Source organism: Flavobacterium pallidum (assembly GCF_003097535.1).
Taxonomy (GTDB): domain Bacteria; phylum Bacteroidota; class Bacteroidia; order Flavobacteriales; family Flavobacteriaceae; genus Flavobacterium; species Flavobacterium pallidum.
Genome location: NZ_CP029187.1, coordinates 3,214,549 through 3,229,777 on the forward strand (window position 1 = coordinate 3,214,549; position 15,229 = coordinate 3,229,777).

Below are 15,229 nucleotides of genomic sequence, written 5' to 3' on the forward strand. Positions count from 1 at the left end.
ACTTCGTTTCGTCCAGCCGAGAGTACTCAGCTCCGAAAGCCGCAACTGACGTGGAGCCGCCGGACGTTACAGGCAATAGCTCCGCGCGTCCGAAGGAACGATTTCCCTAAACTGAAAGGTTCGGCTTGGGTAAAAAAGAATTAGCCTCTCGCCTATTTTCCTTGAAATAAACTTTCTTGATTTCCTTTGTCGTCGTAACCGGAAATATTGTTATTTTATTTTTCGCATCTCCTCGCCGAGAATTCTCTGCTAAACGCAATCAGGGGCAATCGCTGCGGATATTCTTGGCCGATTTTCTTTGCGCTCAAAGTGCAACTAAAACTTGTTGCGTTGAATTGCAAATACTTAACTTTCAAGAATATTAAAAACTAAATTGGAATTTCTTTGTGGTTACTTTATGTGATTTTGCAACTGTGTCACTACAGCCTGTAACAGCGGTTTCACGCAATTGCTACTCACTTTGTAAAATGAACGACCTTTTTCCATAACTTCGTCTTGTCCAGCCGAGAGTACTCAGTTCCAAAAGCCGCAACTGACGTGAAGCCGCCGGACGTTACAGGCCATAGCTCCGCGCCTCTGAAAGAACGATTTCCCTAAATTGAACAGTTCGGCTTGTGTTTGAGTAAATTTGACTTCTCCCCTATTTTTCACGGAGCAGCTTTGTGGTTACATTGTGTTAGTGTCACCTGGAAAATTGTCGTTTTATTTTCGCATCTCTTCGCCGAGAGTTCTCTGCTGGACGCCATCAGGCGAAATAGCTGTGGAAAGTCTTTGTCGATCTTCTTTGCGTTGAAAATGTATCCAAAATCTGTTGTGTTGAATTGCGCGAACTTAACTTTTGAGAAATTTTAAAACCTAATTCAGAATTTCCTTGTGGTTACTTTGTGTGATTTTGCAACTGTGTCGCGACGGCCTGTAACAGCGGTTTCACGCAATTGCTACTTACCTTGTAAAATGAACGACCTTTTTCCATAACTTCGTTCTGTCCAGCCGAGAATACTCAGTTCCAAAAGCCGCAACTGACGTGAAGCCGCCGGACGTTAGCAGAAAGCGCTTGACGCGCGAAACAGAAAACATGAATCAATATCCAAAAGTTAATCGAATAGACGAAATCGGAAATTATCCTGCGCTTGTTCCAGCTGGTGGAGGATATGTATGGGATGAAGTATTAGAGTATAGGGTTTGGTGTCATTCGGAAAATGGTGCCGAGGATTTTTATGACGGTGACGATTACTATTATTCTTTTGCAACTTTTGAAGAAGCTGAGCAATTTTCTCAATCTACAAATGGAGCAGAATCTCCCATTGCTTTGATTTTGCAAAAAGAATATATTGAAGAATCAGAGCCTGGTAAATATCTGCATATAAAAGAAGAAAGAATTACAGAATGGCCAGTTGAATTTTTAAGTCGCCCTCAACGAAACCAAAATACAATTACAAATTTTTTAAATGCTGATCCTTTTAGTAATCGCTTAGACATATTGAGAGGAAAAGTTTAAAATTGCGCCATCTGCTAACAGCGGTTTCACGCAATTGCTGCGTCCCTTGTAAAATGAACCATCTTTTTCCATAACTTCGTTCTGTCCAGCCGAGAATACTCAGTTCCAGAAGCCGCAACTGACGTGAAGCCGCCGGACGTTATAGGCAATTACACGGTAAACCTGAACGAATGTTGTTAATTCAAATTTTATCATGATTAGAAGAGATGATTTTAAACGACTCAGATTCGATGTTGAAACTGCTATAAACGAAGCATTCGAATTTGCTAAAAGTCACGAAAAAAATGAAAATGATTACATTCTATTTTTATCACGCTCTTACTACGACAAGTCAAACTCAACAGCCGTTCCCTGGCAATTCGATCGTTCAATCGACGAATTACATGATCGACATCGAGTCGATTTTTTGCTTTACTATTTGAATCAACAATACAATTTTCAAACCGAAAATTCTGCTGATTCAAAATTTTCTTTGACAATTGAGTTTATGATTTATTGTCAAATTTGGGAATCATCCCATAACTTATTTAATTTTAAAAAGCTTGCGGATTTGTGTAGCTCTAAAAATTACAATTGGAATATTGAAATCGGTAAAAATCCTAGAGCCAAATTTATTAAGGAAAATATTTTAGATAGTTTTCAAAACAATAGCCTGAAAATATTTGACCTAATGAATAAAACATATCATTCACAATTACGAAATGCATTTTCTCATTCTCTATTTAATTTTGGAATTAATGGGCACAATTTATATTTGGAGAATTTTGATGGTAAAAATGCTAATATCGAGTTCTTGAGTTTTGACGATTGGACTATTCGCTTTTTAACTTCTACGCTAATTCAAAATTTCTATCATAATAAGTTTTCTGCTGAAATTGAATCTTTAGAAGATGGAAAAGAATATAAAGTCACAATGGAATATAATAATGATAAAGAAGTTGGATTTATTTCTTATGACAAAAATCTGAAGAGGTTCAATGGGCGCATCCAGTAACTGCCTATAACAGCGGTTTCACGCAATTGCTGCTTCCCTTGTAAAATGAACCACCTTTTTCCATAACTTCGTTCTGTCCAGCCGAGAGTACTCAGTTCCAAATGCCGCAACTGACGTGAAGCCGCCGGACGTTAGCTGTTATGTTACCCTAACCGTCGTCAAAATGAAAGATAAATTAAAGCGCTTAAAAGATTTGATAATCGAAGAAGATAGAATTCCTTTCTTCTGGATTTGGTCAAGTTTTTCGGTATTAAGCCTCGTCATAGGATTACTTTCACCTTTTTTCATCTTGAATGAAAATCAAGTTCTATATTTATTTTCTTCAGCATCACAAGTAATCGCGGCAATTTATGGATTGATAATAACTGGCTATATCTTTTTACGAAACGAACTTGATCGTAAAGCAGATAAAGATGACTCGTTTGAAGAAATTGTAGAGTTACTAAAATCTGAATATTTTGGTTCAATAATTAATATTAGTGTTACTACAATTTTTGGAATTTCAGCATGCTTTTTAGTAATAGTAGATGAGATTCAAAATAATTTTATATTAACCATTTTGATAAATATTTCTGTCGCTACAATTATAACAGTTTTGTTATTAGTAATTTTTTTCGTCATTAAAATTTTGAACCCAAATAGTCTAAAAATTGCAAGTAATCGCTTAAGAAATTTCACCGCTAATGATAGTTCCAATGAGCGTGGAAGCTTGGAAAATTTCCTTACATCTTATAATGAGATTGAATATATACTAGAAAAATACGGAACCGCTTTTTCTAAAAATGATAATTCAGATTTTCAATATCAAAATAGGAGAAAAATTGCGAAAACAAAGTTAGTATACATTTTATTCAACGAAGAAAAAATAACCAGCTCTTTAAAGGATAATCTTATCAAATTAATAACTTTGAGAAATGGCTTAATACATGGAACAAATCTATTTGTGTCAACAAATGATGTCCTATTCTCGCAAATAGTATTAGAAGATTTAAAATCGGCGTTAGGTATTTTATAAACACAACAGCTAACAGCGGTTTCACGCAATTGCTACTTCCGTTGTAAAATGAACCACCTTTTTCCATAACTTCGTTTTGTCTCGCCGAGAGTACTCAGTTCCAAAAGCCGCAACTGACGTGAAGCCGCCGGACGTTACCTGCAAGCTTACCGCAGCCCGTAAATAAAGACTTTCATTAAAAACATATCCAAATGAGTAATCTTATAAAATCATTTCAATTCGAATCCGAGGGAGTTATTTTGACTATAAATATTAGGAAAGAAGTTTACAAGAATTCTTTGAAAATGATTATAGATGGAGATGTCATTTCTAATAATCCAGATTTAGTTAAAGGCTATTCTACAAACTTTTCATCGAAAGATATCTCGGTAAAATATTTAGATAACTCTATATTGTGGATAAGTTCTAACGAATGGAAAGGGTTACGCTGGGAAAAATATTCAAATGAAACTAAATACTCAATTTTCAATAGCGTGAAAGAGATGAAAGAATCTTATATCGCTCAAAGAGAATATGTAGATTTAATTTGTAGCTATTTTTATGATTGCATAAAAAATTACAAGAAACTAAAATTGCTTTATGAAACTCAAATTGACGAAATTATTTCAGAAGATGAATTTAATTAAAGCCTGCAGGTAACAACGGTTTCACGCAATTGCTACTTCCTTGTAATATGAACCACCTTTTTCCATAACTTCGTTCTGTCCAGCCGAGAGTAGTCAGTTCCAAAAGCCGCAACTGACGTGAAGCCGCCGGACGTTATGGGCAAGTTCGCAGCCAACCGGAAAAAAACCTCAGTAAATGAAACATAAAATCTTTCAGTTTTTTGAAAAGAGAATGCTCATGGTCATTCTATTATTCATTATTTGTTTAAGTTATTTTACCTTAAGACGAATGCTCGGAATTAACAGAACAGTTAATTGGGCATGGGATTTGACAAACGCTGGATTTGCTCTAACCTATCTAACCTGCTTTATTTTTCTGATTGGTTATGGTATTCTTGCAATACTAAAACATTCAACACAAAAATATTTGTCAATACTTCATTCTGCAATAATTCTATTATCATTTTTGATCGATGATTTTTACAATTTTCAAATTATTGCCCCTTTAGCTTTACTTTCGTTCATCATTTTTATTATCAATATTTATTGGGCAATTAAAAATCGTAAAAGGAAAACATATTGAACCTGCCCATAACAGCGGTTTCACGCAATTGCTACTTCATTTGTAAAATGAACGACCTTTTTCCATAACTTCGTTTTGTCCAGCCGAGAGTACTCAGTGCCAAAAGCCGCAACTGACGTGAAGCCGCCGGACGTTACCAGCAATGATGAACGAAATGACCACATATTTTGAAATTTCTGCAAACGGAAGTTATATCAGAATTGAGATAATTGAATACAGTTATCAATCTTCAGAAACATATTGGGATGGAAATTGGGTAAACTCCAATGTTTCGGTAAAAGCCGGCGCATTTTCTGGAAGCTTTAACGCTTGCCTAATGACTATAGATTTTGAAAATTTTAAAAATGAGTTGGTAAAACTGTACGAAAAATTAAATGGAATTGCAGTTTTTCAGACAATTGAAAGTCAGGTTGGAATCAAAATTATTGGCGATGGAATTGGTAATCTTAATGCCGAATGTATTGTGCTTGATAATGCAGGCTATGGAAATATATTAGAATTTGAAATAAATTTTGATCAATCACACATACCTAAGATATTAAATCAATTAGACAAAATTACTGTTGAATTTCCAATTGTCGGAAAAACAAAATAATATCACTGCTGGTAACAGCGGTTTCACGCAATTGCTGCTTTCCTTGTAAAAGGTAACACCTTTTTCCATAACTTCGTTCTGTCCAGCCGAGAGTACTCAGCTTCGAAAGCCGCAACTGACGTGAAGCCGCCGGACGTTACAGGCCATAGCTCCGCGCCTCTGAAAGAACGATTTCCCTAAATTGAACAGTTCGGCTTGTGTTTGAGTAAATTTGACTTCTCCCCTATTTTTCACGGAGCATCTTTGTGGTTACGTTGTGTTAGTGTCGCCTGGAAATTTTGTCGTTTTATTTTCGCATCTGTTCGCCGAGAGTTCTCTGTTGGACGCGATCAGACGAAATAGCTGTGGAAAGTCTTTGTCGATCTTCTTTGTATTTAAAATGTATTCAAAATCTTTTGCGTTGAATTATGCGAACTTAACTCTTGAGAAATTTTAAAACCTAATTCAGAATTTCTTTGTGGTTACTTTGTGTGATTTTGCAACTGTGTCGCGACGGCCTGTAACAGCGGTTTCACGCAATTGCTACTTTCCTTGTAAAATGAGCCACCTTTTTCCATAACTTCGTCTTTTCCAGCCGAGAATACTCAGTTCCAAATGCCGCAACTGACGTGAAGCCGCCGGACGTTAGCGGTCATTGCAAAGTGACATCGACCATAAGAAACAGACATAATTAAAATTATAAAAAGTACATGACCAAAAGTAAACTAATAGAAATGAATAACGTTGGTGTAGTTGTAGAAAACCTTGACAATGCAATTACATTTTTCACAGAAATTGGACTTACACTTGAAGGAAGAATGATGGTTGAAGGTGAATGGGCAGGACAAGTAACTGGACTGGGAAATCAATCCGTAGAAGTTGCTATGATGGTAACACCAGACGGACATAGCCGACTTGAACTTTCAAAATTTTTAAGTCCTAAGACCATTTCGGATCATAGGACAGCGCCAGTTAATTCTCTGGGCTATCTCCGAGTTATGTTCAGAGTTGACAACCTTGACGAATTATTAATCCGACTTGAAAAACAAGGGTTTGAAATCGTTGGAGAAGTAGTAAACTATGAAAACATTTATAAACTTTGTTACATTCGTGGAACAGAAGGACTTCTTGTTGGTTTAGCTGAGCAACTTAATAATAAAACTGTAACAGATGTTTTGGAGGACAATGAGTAAGCACAAGCAACGAACCGCTAACAGCGGTTTCACGCAATTGCTACTTTCTTTGTAAAATGAACCCCCTTTTTCCATAACTTCGTTCTGTCCAGCCGAGAGTACTCAGCTTCGAAAGCCGCAACTGACGTGAAGCCGCCGGACGTTACCTGCAAGCGCTACAAAAATCGCGTAAAATCAAATTATGGAAATAGGAAAACAATTTAATAGTTTTAGTTTTGAAGATTATTTTTTTTATATCGATAATTATAAAAAATATTCTGACTTTAATACTTTGGGATTATATCGTTCACTTTCAGAAAATGAAAAACTTAATCTCGAACAGAAAATTTCCATTAGAGATTATGCAAACAAAATATTTGAAAAGACATTTATTTTTTTGCAAGTAAAAGATCCCTGGACGTACATAAAGGTACAAACTCTAGGATTAGAACTAACAAATGGTGACAAGGAAGAAATGTGGCGCAAAATATTTATAAATCAGGAAAAAATATTGCGCGAAAAAAGAATAAAACACAAGAATTTCGGAGAATATTCAAAGCATAATTGTGGTTACGAAACATGTCCCATGAATGGCATTATGATTAAACAAGGCTCATTTATGGCCGAGTACGAAATGTGTATTGGAAACATCAATAGATACGTACAAAAACAAAAGTCTGAAACAAGAAAATCAGAAAGAAAAAGCGAAAGCCAAATTATTAATAACGAATTGGATTTGGAATAATGCGCCAGCAGGTAACAGCGGTTCCACGCAATTGCTGCTCACTTTGTAAAATGAACCGCCTTTTTCCATAACTTCGTCTTATCCAGCCGAGAGTACTCAGCTCCGAAAGCCGCAACTGACGTGGAGCCGCAGGACGTTAGCCGTAACCAGTCCAAAATCGCGTATAACCAAATGAGAAAATTTTTATTTATTCTAGCTTTATCGAGCTTATCTTGCAATAAAGAAGTAAAAAATACGGAATCTGAAAATGGAGTAATTTCTGAAAATGATTTATATAGTGTTATCAACTCATTACAAAATTGTGCCCCGAAAGGCACAATTTATTATTCTGAAAATGGTACACCATATGATAAAAACTTCATCGAAACGTATAAACTGGATTCAATATTCAGCACTGAAGATGTGGACTTTTTCAGAAAACAAATGAAAAAAGCTACCGATTTTAAGTTAAATATACGAAAGACTAAATGCGACAGAATAATAACCAAGCACAACATAAACAAAATGCGTTTAGAAAGTAAAACTGACGAAATTTTTTGGGAAAAAATTCGGATGCAATATGGACCGTTAACATGTTTATCTTACATAAAACTTCCGATATTCTCAAAGGACAAAAATTATGTGATTTTTTCCAGCAACTATTCAACTGGTCCGCATTCGTTAGGTGGATCTATAGAAATATATAAGAAAATAAATAATAAATGGAAACGCTTTCATTCATTATCGGGATGGGTGAGCTAATTTGGCTACGGCTAACAGCGGTTTCACGCAATTGCTACCTTCCTTGTAAAATATAAACGCTTTCCATAACTTCGTTCTGTCCACGCCGAGAATACTCAGTTCCAAAAGCCGCAACTGACGTGAAGCCGCCGGACGTTATAGGCAAGCGCTAACCGACCGTAGAAAAAAAAACACTATGCAAATTAACGTAACTGGAGAGTATAATGAAAAATTAAAGATTCGCTTTTCACAAGGAATTTGGAAGAATACTTTGTATACTTTATTTGAAAATTCTACAGCCGTGAAAGTTGCATTTCCAAATGATCCTGGCTTATTTAGACTGTCAATACACTATGATTCGGAAAATTTCTATGTAGAAAATTTGCTATATATTTCTAACCCAAACTTAGATGTTCTCAGCTTTCACTTTTATAAAGAAAATGTCCGTGTTTTCTGCAAAATAGAATCTAAGTTAGTCGTTGAATTGAATAAAGAAATATTACTTAATCCACTTTCGGAAAACTTTAAAGAATTAAAGGGCATTATTGAAAACTTTGATGCCGACAATTGCGCCAGCCTATAACAGCGGTTTCACGCAATTGCTACTTCTCGTGTAAAATGAACTTCTTTTTTCCATAACTTCGTCATGTCCACGCCGAGAGTACTCAGTTCCAAATGCCGCAACTGACGTGAAGCCGCCGGACGTTATGGGCAAATTGTAAACCGAACAAAATGAAAACATCGTTAATAATTACACTTTTTTTCAGTTGCTTTTTAGTAAAAGCACAAAGTGTAACTGTCGGAGGCAGAATTTTTGAAGCAGATAAATCTAGAGCTTGTAATCCAGATCGAATCTTTGTAGTTTCGGTGACACCTGCCAAATTCGATAACTCTAACGGCGAATTAGTGCAGCGATTAAATGCATCAATACCATTCGATAAATCGATTTCTGGTGAAGTAAGATTATTGTTTACAATAAATTGTGAAGCAGAAGCTTATGGCTTTCAAACTATAAAAGGTATTTCTGAGGAGATAGATAATCAGATAATTGAGAGTCTTGAAAAAATGCAAAGTTGGATTGCTGGGATTCAAAACGGAAAACCTATAGACACAATGTATAGTTTGATCCTCTCAATTAAAAAAGGAAAATTCAAGTCTAAGTAGAACAACTGCCCATAACAGCGGTTTCACGCAATTGCTACTTTTCTTGTAAAATGAACCACCTTTTTCCATAACTTCGTTCTGTCCCGCCGAGAGTACTCAGTTTCAAATGCCGCAACTGACGTGAAGCCGCCGGACGTTAGCAGTAATACTAAAAAATATTTCAGTAATGAATATCTTTCGAATCACATTGATTATTGTCTTAACGACAATTTCATTTCAAAATGTAAATGCACAAGCCTCTTATTCAGTTGTTCTTGCTTTTCAACTTTTAGACGAAAACGGTGAAAGGGTTGACTTTGAAACATTTTGCAAAGAGTACGAAATAGCAAATACTTTCGGTAATAACATTAAAGTGTGCGATGAAACTGCCAACCAATCATTTGTCACTTTTGATAAAAAAACAAATTATTTTGTACTCGAAATACACACTATCGGCCCTCGTTTCTCGTTTGCATTATATCACAATAACAAAGTAATGACCATTTTTATCCCTTTTACTGCCCAAGGTACGCAAAACGCTTTACGATTTTTACAATTCGATGAAGGTGATTACGTAGTTGACTTGATTAGAACAAAGGAAACCATAAAATTCGATCGTTATGTGGCACCGATTCAAGTCGTTAAAGAAAATAATTGGATCAAGCAACGACACAAGTTTCTTATGAGTGAATATAAAGGCCAAGAGGATATTTACAGGAATAAATTGAAAGGAAACTAAAGTACTACTGCTAACAGCGGTTTCACGCAATTACTCATCCCGTTGTAAAATGAACCGCCTTTTCCATAACCTCGTTCTGTCCAGCCGAGAGTACTCAGCTCCAAAAGCCGCAACTGACGTGAAGCCGCCGGACGTTATCACTCATTTAGGCGTACAGTACTCAAAATCAAGCTTTATCACAAATAATCATATTATTGTAACTAAAATTGTTGAAAACTATTAATAGATAAAAACTATAGTTTATATATTATTAATAGATTTGCGTAATCGATAAACAAAAAAATTATGAAATTCAAGAAAGCGAAATCAATTGGAGAAGTCTCAGACAGAGAAATGTTGAACTTTATATTTGCAAATCAACTCTATATTTTACGCACATTAGACTTCGTAGAAAGGAGTTTGACTAACAGCGACGTCCCCGAATATCCGGAAACAGTGAAACAAATGGTTAACAATATTGATTCATCATTATCAAACATAAATGAATACTTGCAATTAAGCGATTATGACAAGGGAGAATTAAACTTATAATTTAAACGAGTGATAACAGCGGTTTCACGCAATTGCTGCTTCCCTTGTAAAATGAACAATCTTTTTCCATAACTTCGTTCTGTCCAGCCGAGAGTACTCAGCTTCGAAAGCCGCAACTGACGTGAAGCCGCCGGACGTTACCAGCAATTTAAATACGACCAACCATGAAAACCTTGATTATTACCGCGATTTTCTTTCTATTATCCGTTTCCGATCTGTCTGCACAAGCAGAAAATAAAGCTTTTGCGCTTTGCTCAGAAAAAATAAATTATTCTGTTGATGATATGCAATTAAAGCAGAAATTCGGACAGAGTCTATTAACTCCAAATTCAAATCCAAATTTTGGAGGCGGAATTACAGAACTTAAAAAATACTTTTCTGAAAACACACTTAATAACTCAAAAGCTAAGGGCATCGTATTCAGGGTTCACGTTGGATTTATAGTTAATTGTTCCGGAAAAGCCGGAAGTTTTGAACTTGTGAATAATGGAAAAGGTGACTTAAAGATTTTAGCCGACGAAGTTTTAAATATTGTTGCTAAAATGCCACAAAAATGGGAAGCGGCAATGGTTGATGGAAAATCGATAGATAGTTACCAAATTCTATCGTTTACTATACTTGATGGAGATTTATCAAAAGTAAGTTATCGATAAACCATAAACTGCTGGTAACAGCGGTTTCACGCAATTGCTGCTTCCCGTGTAAAATGAACCACCTTTTTCCATAACTTCGTTCTGTCCAGCCGAGAGTACTCAGTTCCAAAAGCCGCAACTGACGTGAAGCCGCCGGACGTTAGCTGAAATTTAATGACGAGAAGAACTAAAAGAAAAGCGTTAGCTCATATAATTGAGAAGAAATCATTAGCGATTATTGAAGCCATTTTACCTGTTTTTTGGACTATCCGAGAATATAAGCCAGATTACGGTATAGATATCATCCTCGAGTTATTTGAAGAAAAACCAGGTAAAACGAAGCCGGTATACGATACGCTCGGTGAACATATATATATTCAAGTCAAGGGAGCAGAAAACCTCAAACCATCAAAGATAAAAGTTCATTTAAGAAATAATGTTGAGAACGGGCCTTTACAAGAATCTGAAAAATTTAAAGAAATAGAAGTTTTTAAATTTTCAATTGATACAGTTGAATTAAATACTGTCCAACGAATGGGTTCTGCTTTTCCCGTTTTGTTATTTTTGGTCGAGACAAATACCGGCAGAGTTTTTTTTGTTTGTTTAAACGACTATATAGACAAAATTTTACTTCCTGAAGCAACAGAATATTCTGGCAAAAAAACTAAAACCATTTTTATCCCAGCGGTAAATGAAATCACTAACGACAAAGACTCTCTTTTACCTTTGTATCTATATGCGAAACGCCCGAAGTATCATGCTTTCTTTTCTAAAGTAGCTTATCAATATCGGGAACTATATTATTGTGACGGCTACGAGCTAACAGAACGCGCAAAACACTTTGCAAAACTACTTTTATATAATGATGTGTGGGATCAAAGATATAATTGGGCAACCCTTAGTGAGTATTATAAAGAACTGCAGAATGTTGCGGAATTTGGATGTACTATCGACTTTAGTAAAACTGGTGACTCACTCGATAATATTGAAAAGGCTTGGGATAGAAATGGTGATGAAAACTATGTTTACACCGAGTTTGAGATGCGCAGATCAATGGCGATTTCTTCGCTTTGGCATCAACTATCAACTATTAACAACGTTTTTGAATCTATGAGTAGAGAATGGTTTTTACCGACATTTATGTTCAGTTAGATAAACTTCAGCTAACAGCGGTTTCACGCAATTGCTGCTTCGCTTGTGAAATGAACGACCTTTTTCCATAACTTCGTTCAGTCTCGCCGAGAATACTCAGTTCCAAATGCCGCAACTGACGTGAAGCCGCCGGACGTTAGCAGCCATTTTAAACCCAGCGATAATGAAAATTCCTAATGTAAATATCTTTTTAACTTTCTTATTTATTGGTTTTCATTATTGTTTCTCACAATCATGCGGAATTAAAAATTTAAACCATTCCGAAAAAATTGAACTTACAAATTTTTACGAAAGCTTTAAAGCATCAATAATTTCAAGTGACAAATCATCACTTTCGAAGTTAATACAATTTCCATTTAATTGCGATTATTGTGAAAACTCACGAAAGCCATATGTCAAAGTTTCACGCAAAAAATTTGATGTAGACTATTTCAATATATTTTATGATCAAAAACTAATTGAGGCCTTAAATGAAGGTGAAAATTTTGAAAATGTTATAGTGTTTAATGAAGATAATTCGGGAATATGTCATATCGAACTTAGATATGTTTCCAGAGAATCTTCAGCACAATCTGAAGGACAACAACATTTCTTTAGCATTGAGAAAATAAAAAATAAATATTATATCACATCCGCTTGGACAGTACCATAAAACGGCTGCTAACAGCGGTTTCACGCAATTGCTGCTCACTTTGTAAAATGAACGACCTTTTTCCATAACTTCGTTTTGTCCGGCCGAGAGTACTCAGTTCCAAAAGCCGCAACTGACGTGAAGCCGCCGGACGTTATGCACAAGTTTTGAAAAACCGGACGTATGGAAGAATATTCAGTCGCAGACGCTATGCGAAAATATGAAAGTGATGAAATTCAAAATTGTCTCAGGATAATTGATGAAAATGTTGGATATAAATTACTCCCCGAAGACAAACAAATATTTGATTTGTTTCATGAATTCGTTACGAATCCACAACCCAAATTTATTACTGATTGGAGAAGCGACGAAAAAAAGGAGAGATGGTATCACAAATTTATTAATAGGTTTTTAGATGACACTCAAAACGCGCTTATATGCGTTCAGTATCATCATGATAAACTATTGCAAATTGAAAAAACAATACTCGAACAGGTTGAGCAACATAATTATAGAAAAGTGCTTGATCCAAATACGGTTTTAGGAATAAGTAATACTTTAGTATGGGATTTTGAATATCAAGCATTTGTACTTGCGTATAGAAGAACTTTAGATTATTTTACTAGAGGAGTTTGCTGCTACTTCACAAATGACTTTCATTCATTTCGCAAAATTGGCGACTTTTTACAAAAACAAAACCGTCCCGTTTTTACTAAACCGCTAATCGATATATTTGAGAAAAACATAGCTAACTTTGATTTTGTTATGTCCGAAGGCGAACGAAAATCAATACGTGATCGAATTACACACTATGAATACACCAAAGTCGGAGTCATAAATTTAACTTCTGATGGATTAATACTGATCGGCGGTGCTGAAGATTTAGGTTTAGAAGGGAATAATTTGAAATTATCAGAAGTAATTGAGCAAAGAACACACCATATAAAATCCTTTTTACGTGATTTTATTACAGCGTACATAAATGCTATAAAAAACGAGGAAATTCAAAGTAAAAATTAAACCTGTGCATAACAGCGGTTTCAGGCAATTGCTGCTCACTTTGTAAAATTAACCACCTTTTTCCATAACTTCGTTCTGTCCAGCCGAGAGTACTCAGTTCCAAAAGCCGCAACTGACGTGAAGCCGCCGGACGTTATGTGTGATTTTTGAAAAACTTTGTCCGAAATTTGGAAAGTTACCAAAATTTGGTAATTTTACAGAAATGAAAAGTTATGGGAAAGAATACTTCAATATCACTCGGAAATCACTTCGAACATTTCGTTGAAAACACAATTGCGCATGGCAGATTCAAAAATGCAAGCGAAGTTGTTCGCGCCGGACTGCGCCTTTTGGAAGATGAAGAAAATCGAGTTGTAATGCTTCGAAATTCAATTGAGGAAGGAATTAAAAGTGGAAGAGCAGAAAACTTTGATTCTCAAAAATTTCTTGCTCAATTGAAAGCCAGCAAAAAAGCGAATGGCTAAATTTCATCTTTTATATAGAGCTGTTGATGATCTTGCGGATATTTGGGATTATACTTATGATGAATGGTCAGAAAGACAAGCTGACAAATATTATCAATTGCTTCTCGATAGTTGCCAAGAAATAGCTGAGAATCCAAATATCGGAAAATCGTACAATCAAATTGTGAATAATCTGTTTGGCTATAAATCTGGCGAACATTTAATTTTCTATCTTGTAGTTGACGCACAGGAAATTGAAGTGGTTAGAATATTACACGGTAGTATGGATTTAAAGAAAAAGTTTCAATAATTAAAACCACACATAACAGCGGTTTCACGCAATTGCTACTCACGTTGTAAAATGAACCACCTTTTTCCATAACTTCGTTCGGTCCAGCCAAGAGTACTCAGTTCCAAATGCCGCAACTGACGTGAAGCCGCCGGACGTTATGCGAGATTTTTGACAATCAAACTCATGAAGAAACTTATATACTTGCTAATCATTTTTTCTCTCACGAGTTGTGAAACAGAATATTTCGCAACTGTCCTTAATCACTCTGGAAAAAATGTAATTCTTAAAATATATTACAACTCTGATACGATTTCTAAATTTCCTAATGGTAAATCTAATTTAAAAACAGAATTGGCACAGAGTGATTTGACAATAAAGTTTGATTCAATAAATTATATCGCTGAAATAGAACTTAAACCAAACGAACAATTTGATGTTGACTTTGGATTTCGCCATAAACCGAACTTTCATTCTATCCAAAAAATGAAGATCATTAAAAGCGATACAACGACGTTAGAATATGATATTCTTAGAAAGACATTTTATTCAAACGATTTAAATTTGGTCATAAATTAAAACCTCGCATAACAGCGGTTTCACGCAATTGCTGCTTGCTTTGTAAAATGAACCGCCTTTTTCCATAACTTCGTTCTGTCTAGCCGAGAGTACTCAGTTCCAAAAGCCGCAACTGACGTGAAGCCGCCGGACGTTGTGCGCAATGCCGCGAAAAACCTGACGTA

General features: G+C 35.6%; 18 protein-coding genes. All 18 read left to right on the forward strand.

Going from position 1 to position 15,229, the window contains the following annotated elements; all coding sequences use genetic code 11:
• Positions 1-1,075: 1,075 nt before the first annotated feature.
• The 18 genes from HYN49_RS13505 to HYN49_RS13600 all read left to right on the forward strand — a co-directional run bounded on the left by HYN49_RS13505 (position 1,076) and on the right by HYN49_RS13600 (position 15,065).
• Positions 1,076-1,498 (forward strand): GCN5 family acetyltransferase, encoded by a 423-nt coding sequence (locus HYN49_RS13505; RefSeq protein ID WP_108904609.1) that lies wholly within the window; start codon positions 1,076-1,078, stop codon positions 1,496-1,498.
• Positions 1,499-1,691: 193 nt separating this feature from the next.
• On the forward strand, positions 1,692-2,492 hold the full coding sequence (locus HYN49_RS13510) for a hypothetical protein (RefSeq protein WP_108904610.1): 801 nt from the start codon (positions 1,692-1,694) through the stop codon (positions 2,490-2,492).
• Positions 2,493-2,655: 163 nt separating this feature from the next.
• Positions 2,656-3,507, forward strand: a complete 852-nt coding sequence (locus tag HYN49_RS13515; RefSeq protein WP_146185111.1) for a hypothetical protein — start codon at positions 2,656-2,658, stop codon at positions 3,505-3,507.
• Between the two features lie 191 nt (positions 3,508-3,698).
• The gene (locus HYN49_RS13520) at positions 3,699-4,133 is read left to right on the forward strand and encodes a hypothetical protein (RefSeq protein ID WP_108904612.1); all 435 of its coding nucleotides are present in this window, start codon (positions 3,699-3,701) and stop codon (positions 4,131-4,133) included.
• A 716-nt stretch (positions 4,134-4,849) separates the two neighbouring features.
• Entirely contained in the window at positions 4,850-5,290 is a 441-nt protein-coding gene (locus HYN49_RS13530; RefSeq protein ID WP_146185112.1) for a WapI family immunity protein, read from the forward strand.
• Between the two features lie 689 nt (positions 5,291-5,979).
• Positions 5,980-6,462 carry a VOC family protein gene (locus HYN49_RS13535; RefSeq protein WP_108904615.1) on the forward strand — a complete coding sequence of 161 codons (483 nt, stop codon included), beginning with the start codon at positions 5,980-5,982 and terminating at the stop codon, positions 6,460-6,462.
• 181 nt (positions 6,463-6,643) lie between these two features.
• Positions 6,644-7,186 carry a hypothetical protein gene (locus HYN49_RS13540; RefSeq protein ID WP_108904616.1) on the forward strand — a complete coding sequence of 181 codons (543 nt, stop codon included), beginning with the start codon at positions 6,644-6,646 and terminating at the stop codon, positions 7,184-7,186.
• A 171-nt stretch (positions 7,187-7,357) separates the two neighbouring features.
• On the forward strand, positions 7,358-7,927 hold the full coding sequence (locus tag HYN49_RS13545) for a hypothetical protein (RefSeq protein WP_108904617.1): 570 nt from the start codon (positions 7,358-7,360) through the stop codon (positions 7,925-7,927).
• Between the two features lie 175 nt (positions 7,928-8,102).
• Positions 8,103-8,489 (forward strand): hypothetical protein, encoded by a 387-nt coding sequence (locus HYN49_RS13550; RefSeq protein ID WP_146185113.1) that lies wholly within the window; start codon positions 8,103-8,105, stop codon positions 8,487-8,489.
• 149 nt (positions 8,490-8,638) lie between these two features.
• Positions 8,639-9,070, forward strand: a complete 432-nt coding sequence (locus HYN49_RS13555; RefSeq protein WP_108904619.1) for a hypothetical protein — start codon at positions 8,639-8,641, stop codon at positions 9,068-9,070.
• Positions 9,071-9,236: 166 nt separating this feature from the next.
• On the forward strand, positions 9,237-9,788 hold the full coding sequence (locus HYN49_RS13560) for a hypothetical protein (protein ID WP_108904620.1): 552 nt from the start codon (positions 9,237-9,239) through the stop codon (positions 9,786-9,788).
• 695 nt (positions 9,789-10,483) lie between these two features.
• Positions 10,484-10,972, forward strand: a complete 489-nt coding sequence (locus tag HYN49_RS13570; RefSeq protein WP_108904622.1) for a hypothetical protein — start codon at positions 10,484-10,486, stop codon at positions 10,970-10,972.
• Positions 10,973-11,125: 153 nt separating this feature from the next.
• Positions 11,126-12,103, forward strand: coding sequence for a DUF4365 domain-containing protein (locus HYN49_RS13575; RefSeq protein ID WP_108904623.1), 978 nt, complete (start codon positions 11,126-11,128; stop codon positions 12,101-12,103).
• Positions 12,104-12,266: 163 nt separating this feature from the next.
• Positions 12,267-12,755: a hypothetical protein gene (locus HYN49_RS13580; RefSeq protein WP_108904624.1), complete on the forward strand. Its 489-nt coding sequence runs from the start codon at positions 12,267-12,269 to the stop codon at positions 12,753-12,755.
• 162 nt (positions 12,756-12,917) lie between these two features.
• The gene (locus HYN49_RS13585; protein WP_108904625.1) at positions 12,918-13,754 is read left to right on the forward strand and encodes a hypothetical protein; all 837 of its coding nucleotides are present in this window, start codon (positions 12,918-12,920) and stop codon (positions 13,752-13,754) included.
• Between the two features lie 212 nt (positions 13,755-13,966).
• Positions 13,967-14,218, forward strand: a complete 252-nt coding sequence (locus HYN49_RS13590; protein ID WP_108904586.1) for a type II toxin-antitoxin system ParD family antitoxin — start codon at positions 13,967-13,969, stop codon at positions 14,216-14,218.
• Complete coding sequence (locus HYN49_RS13595) at positions 14,211-14,507, forward strand: type II toxin-antitoxin system RelE/ParE family toxin (RefSeq protein ID WP_108904626.1); 297 nt, start codon at positions 14,211-14,213, stop codon at positions 14,505-14,507. Before HYN49_RS13590 ends, HYN49_RS13595 begins: the two co-directional genes overlap by 8 nt.
• A gap of 165 nt (positions 14,508-14,672) precedes the next feature.
• Positions 14,673-15,065, forward strand: coding sequence for a hypothetical protein (locus tag HYN49_RS13600; RefSeq protein WP_108904627.1), 393 nt, complete (start codon positions 14,673-14,675; stop codon positions 15,063-15,065).
• Positions 15,066-15,229 lie beyond the last annotated feature (164 nt).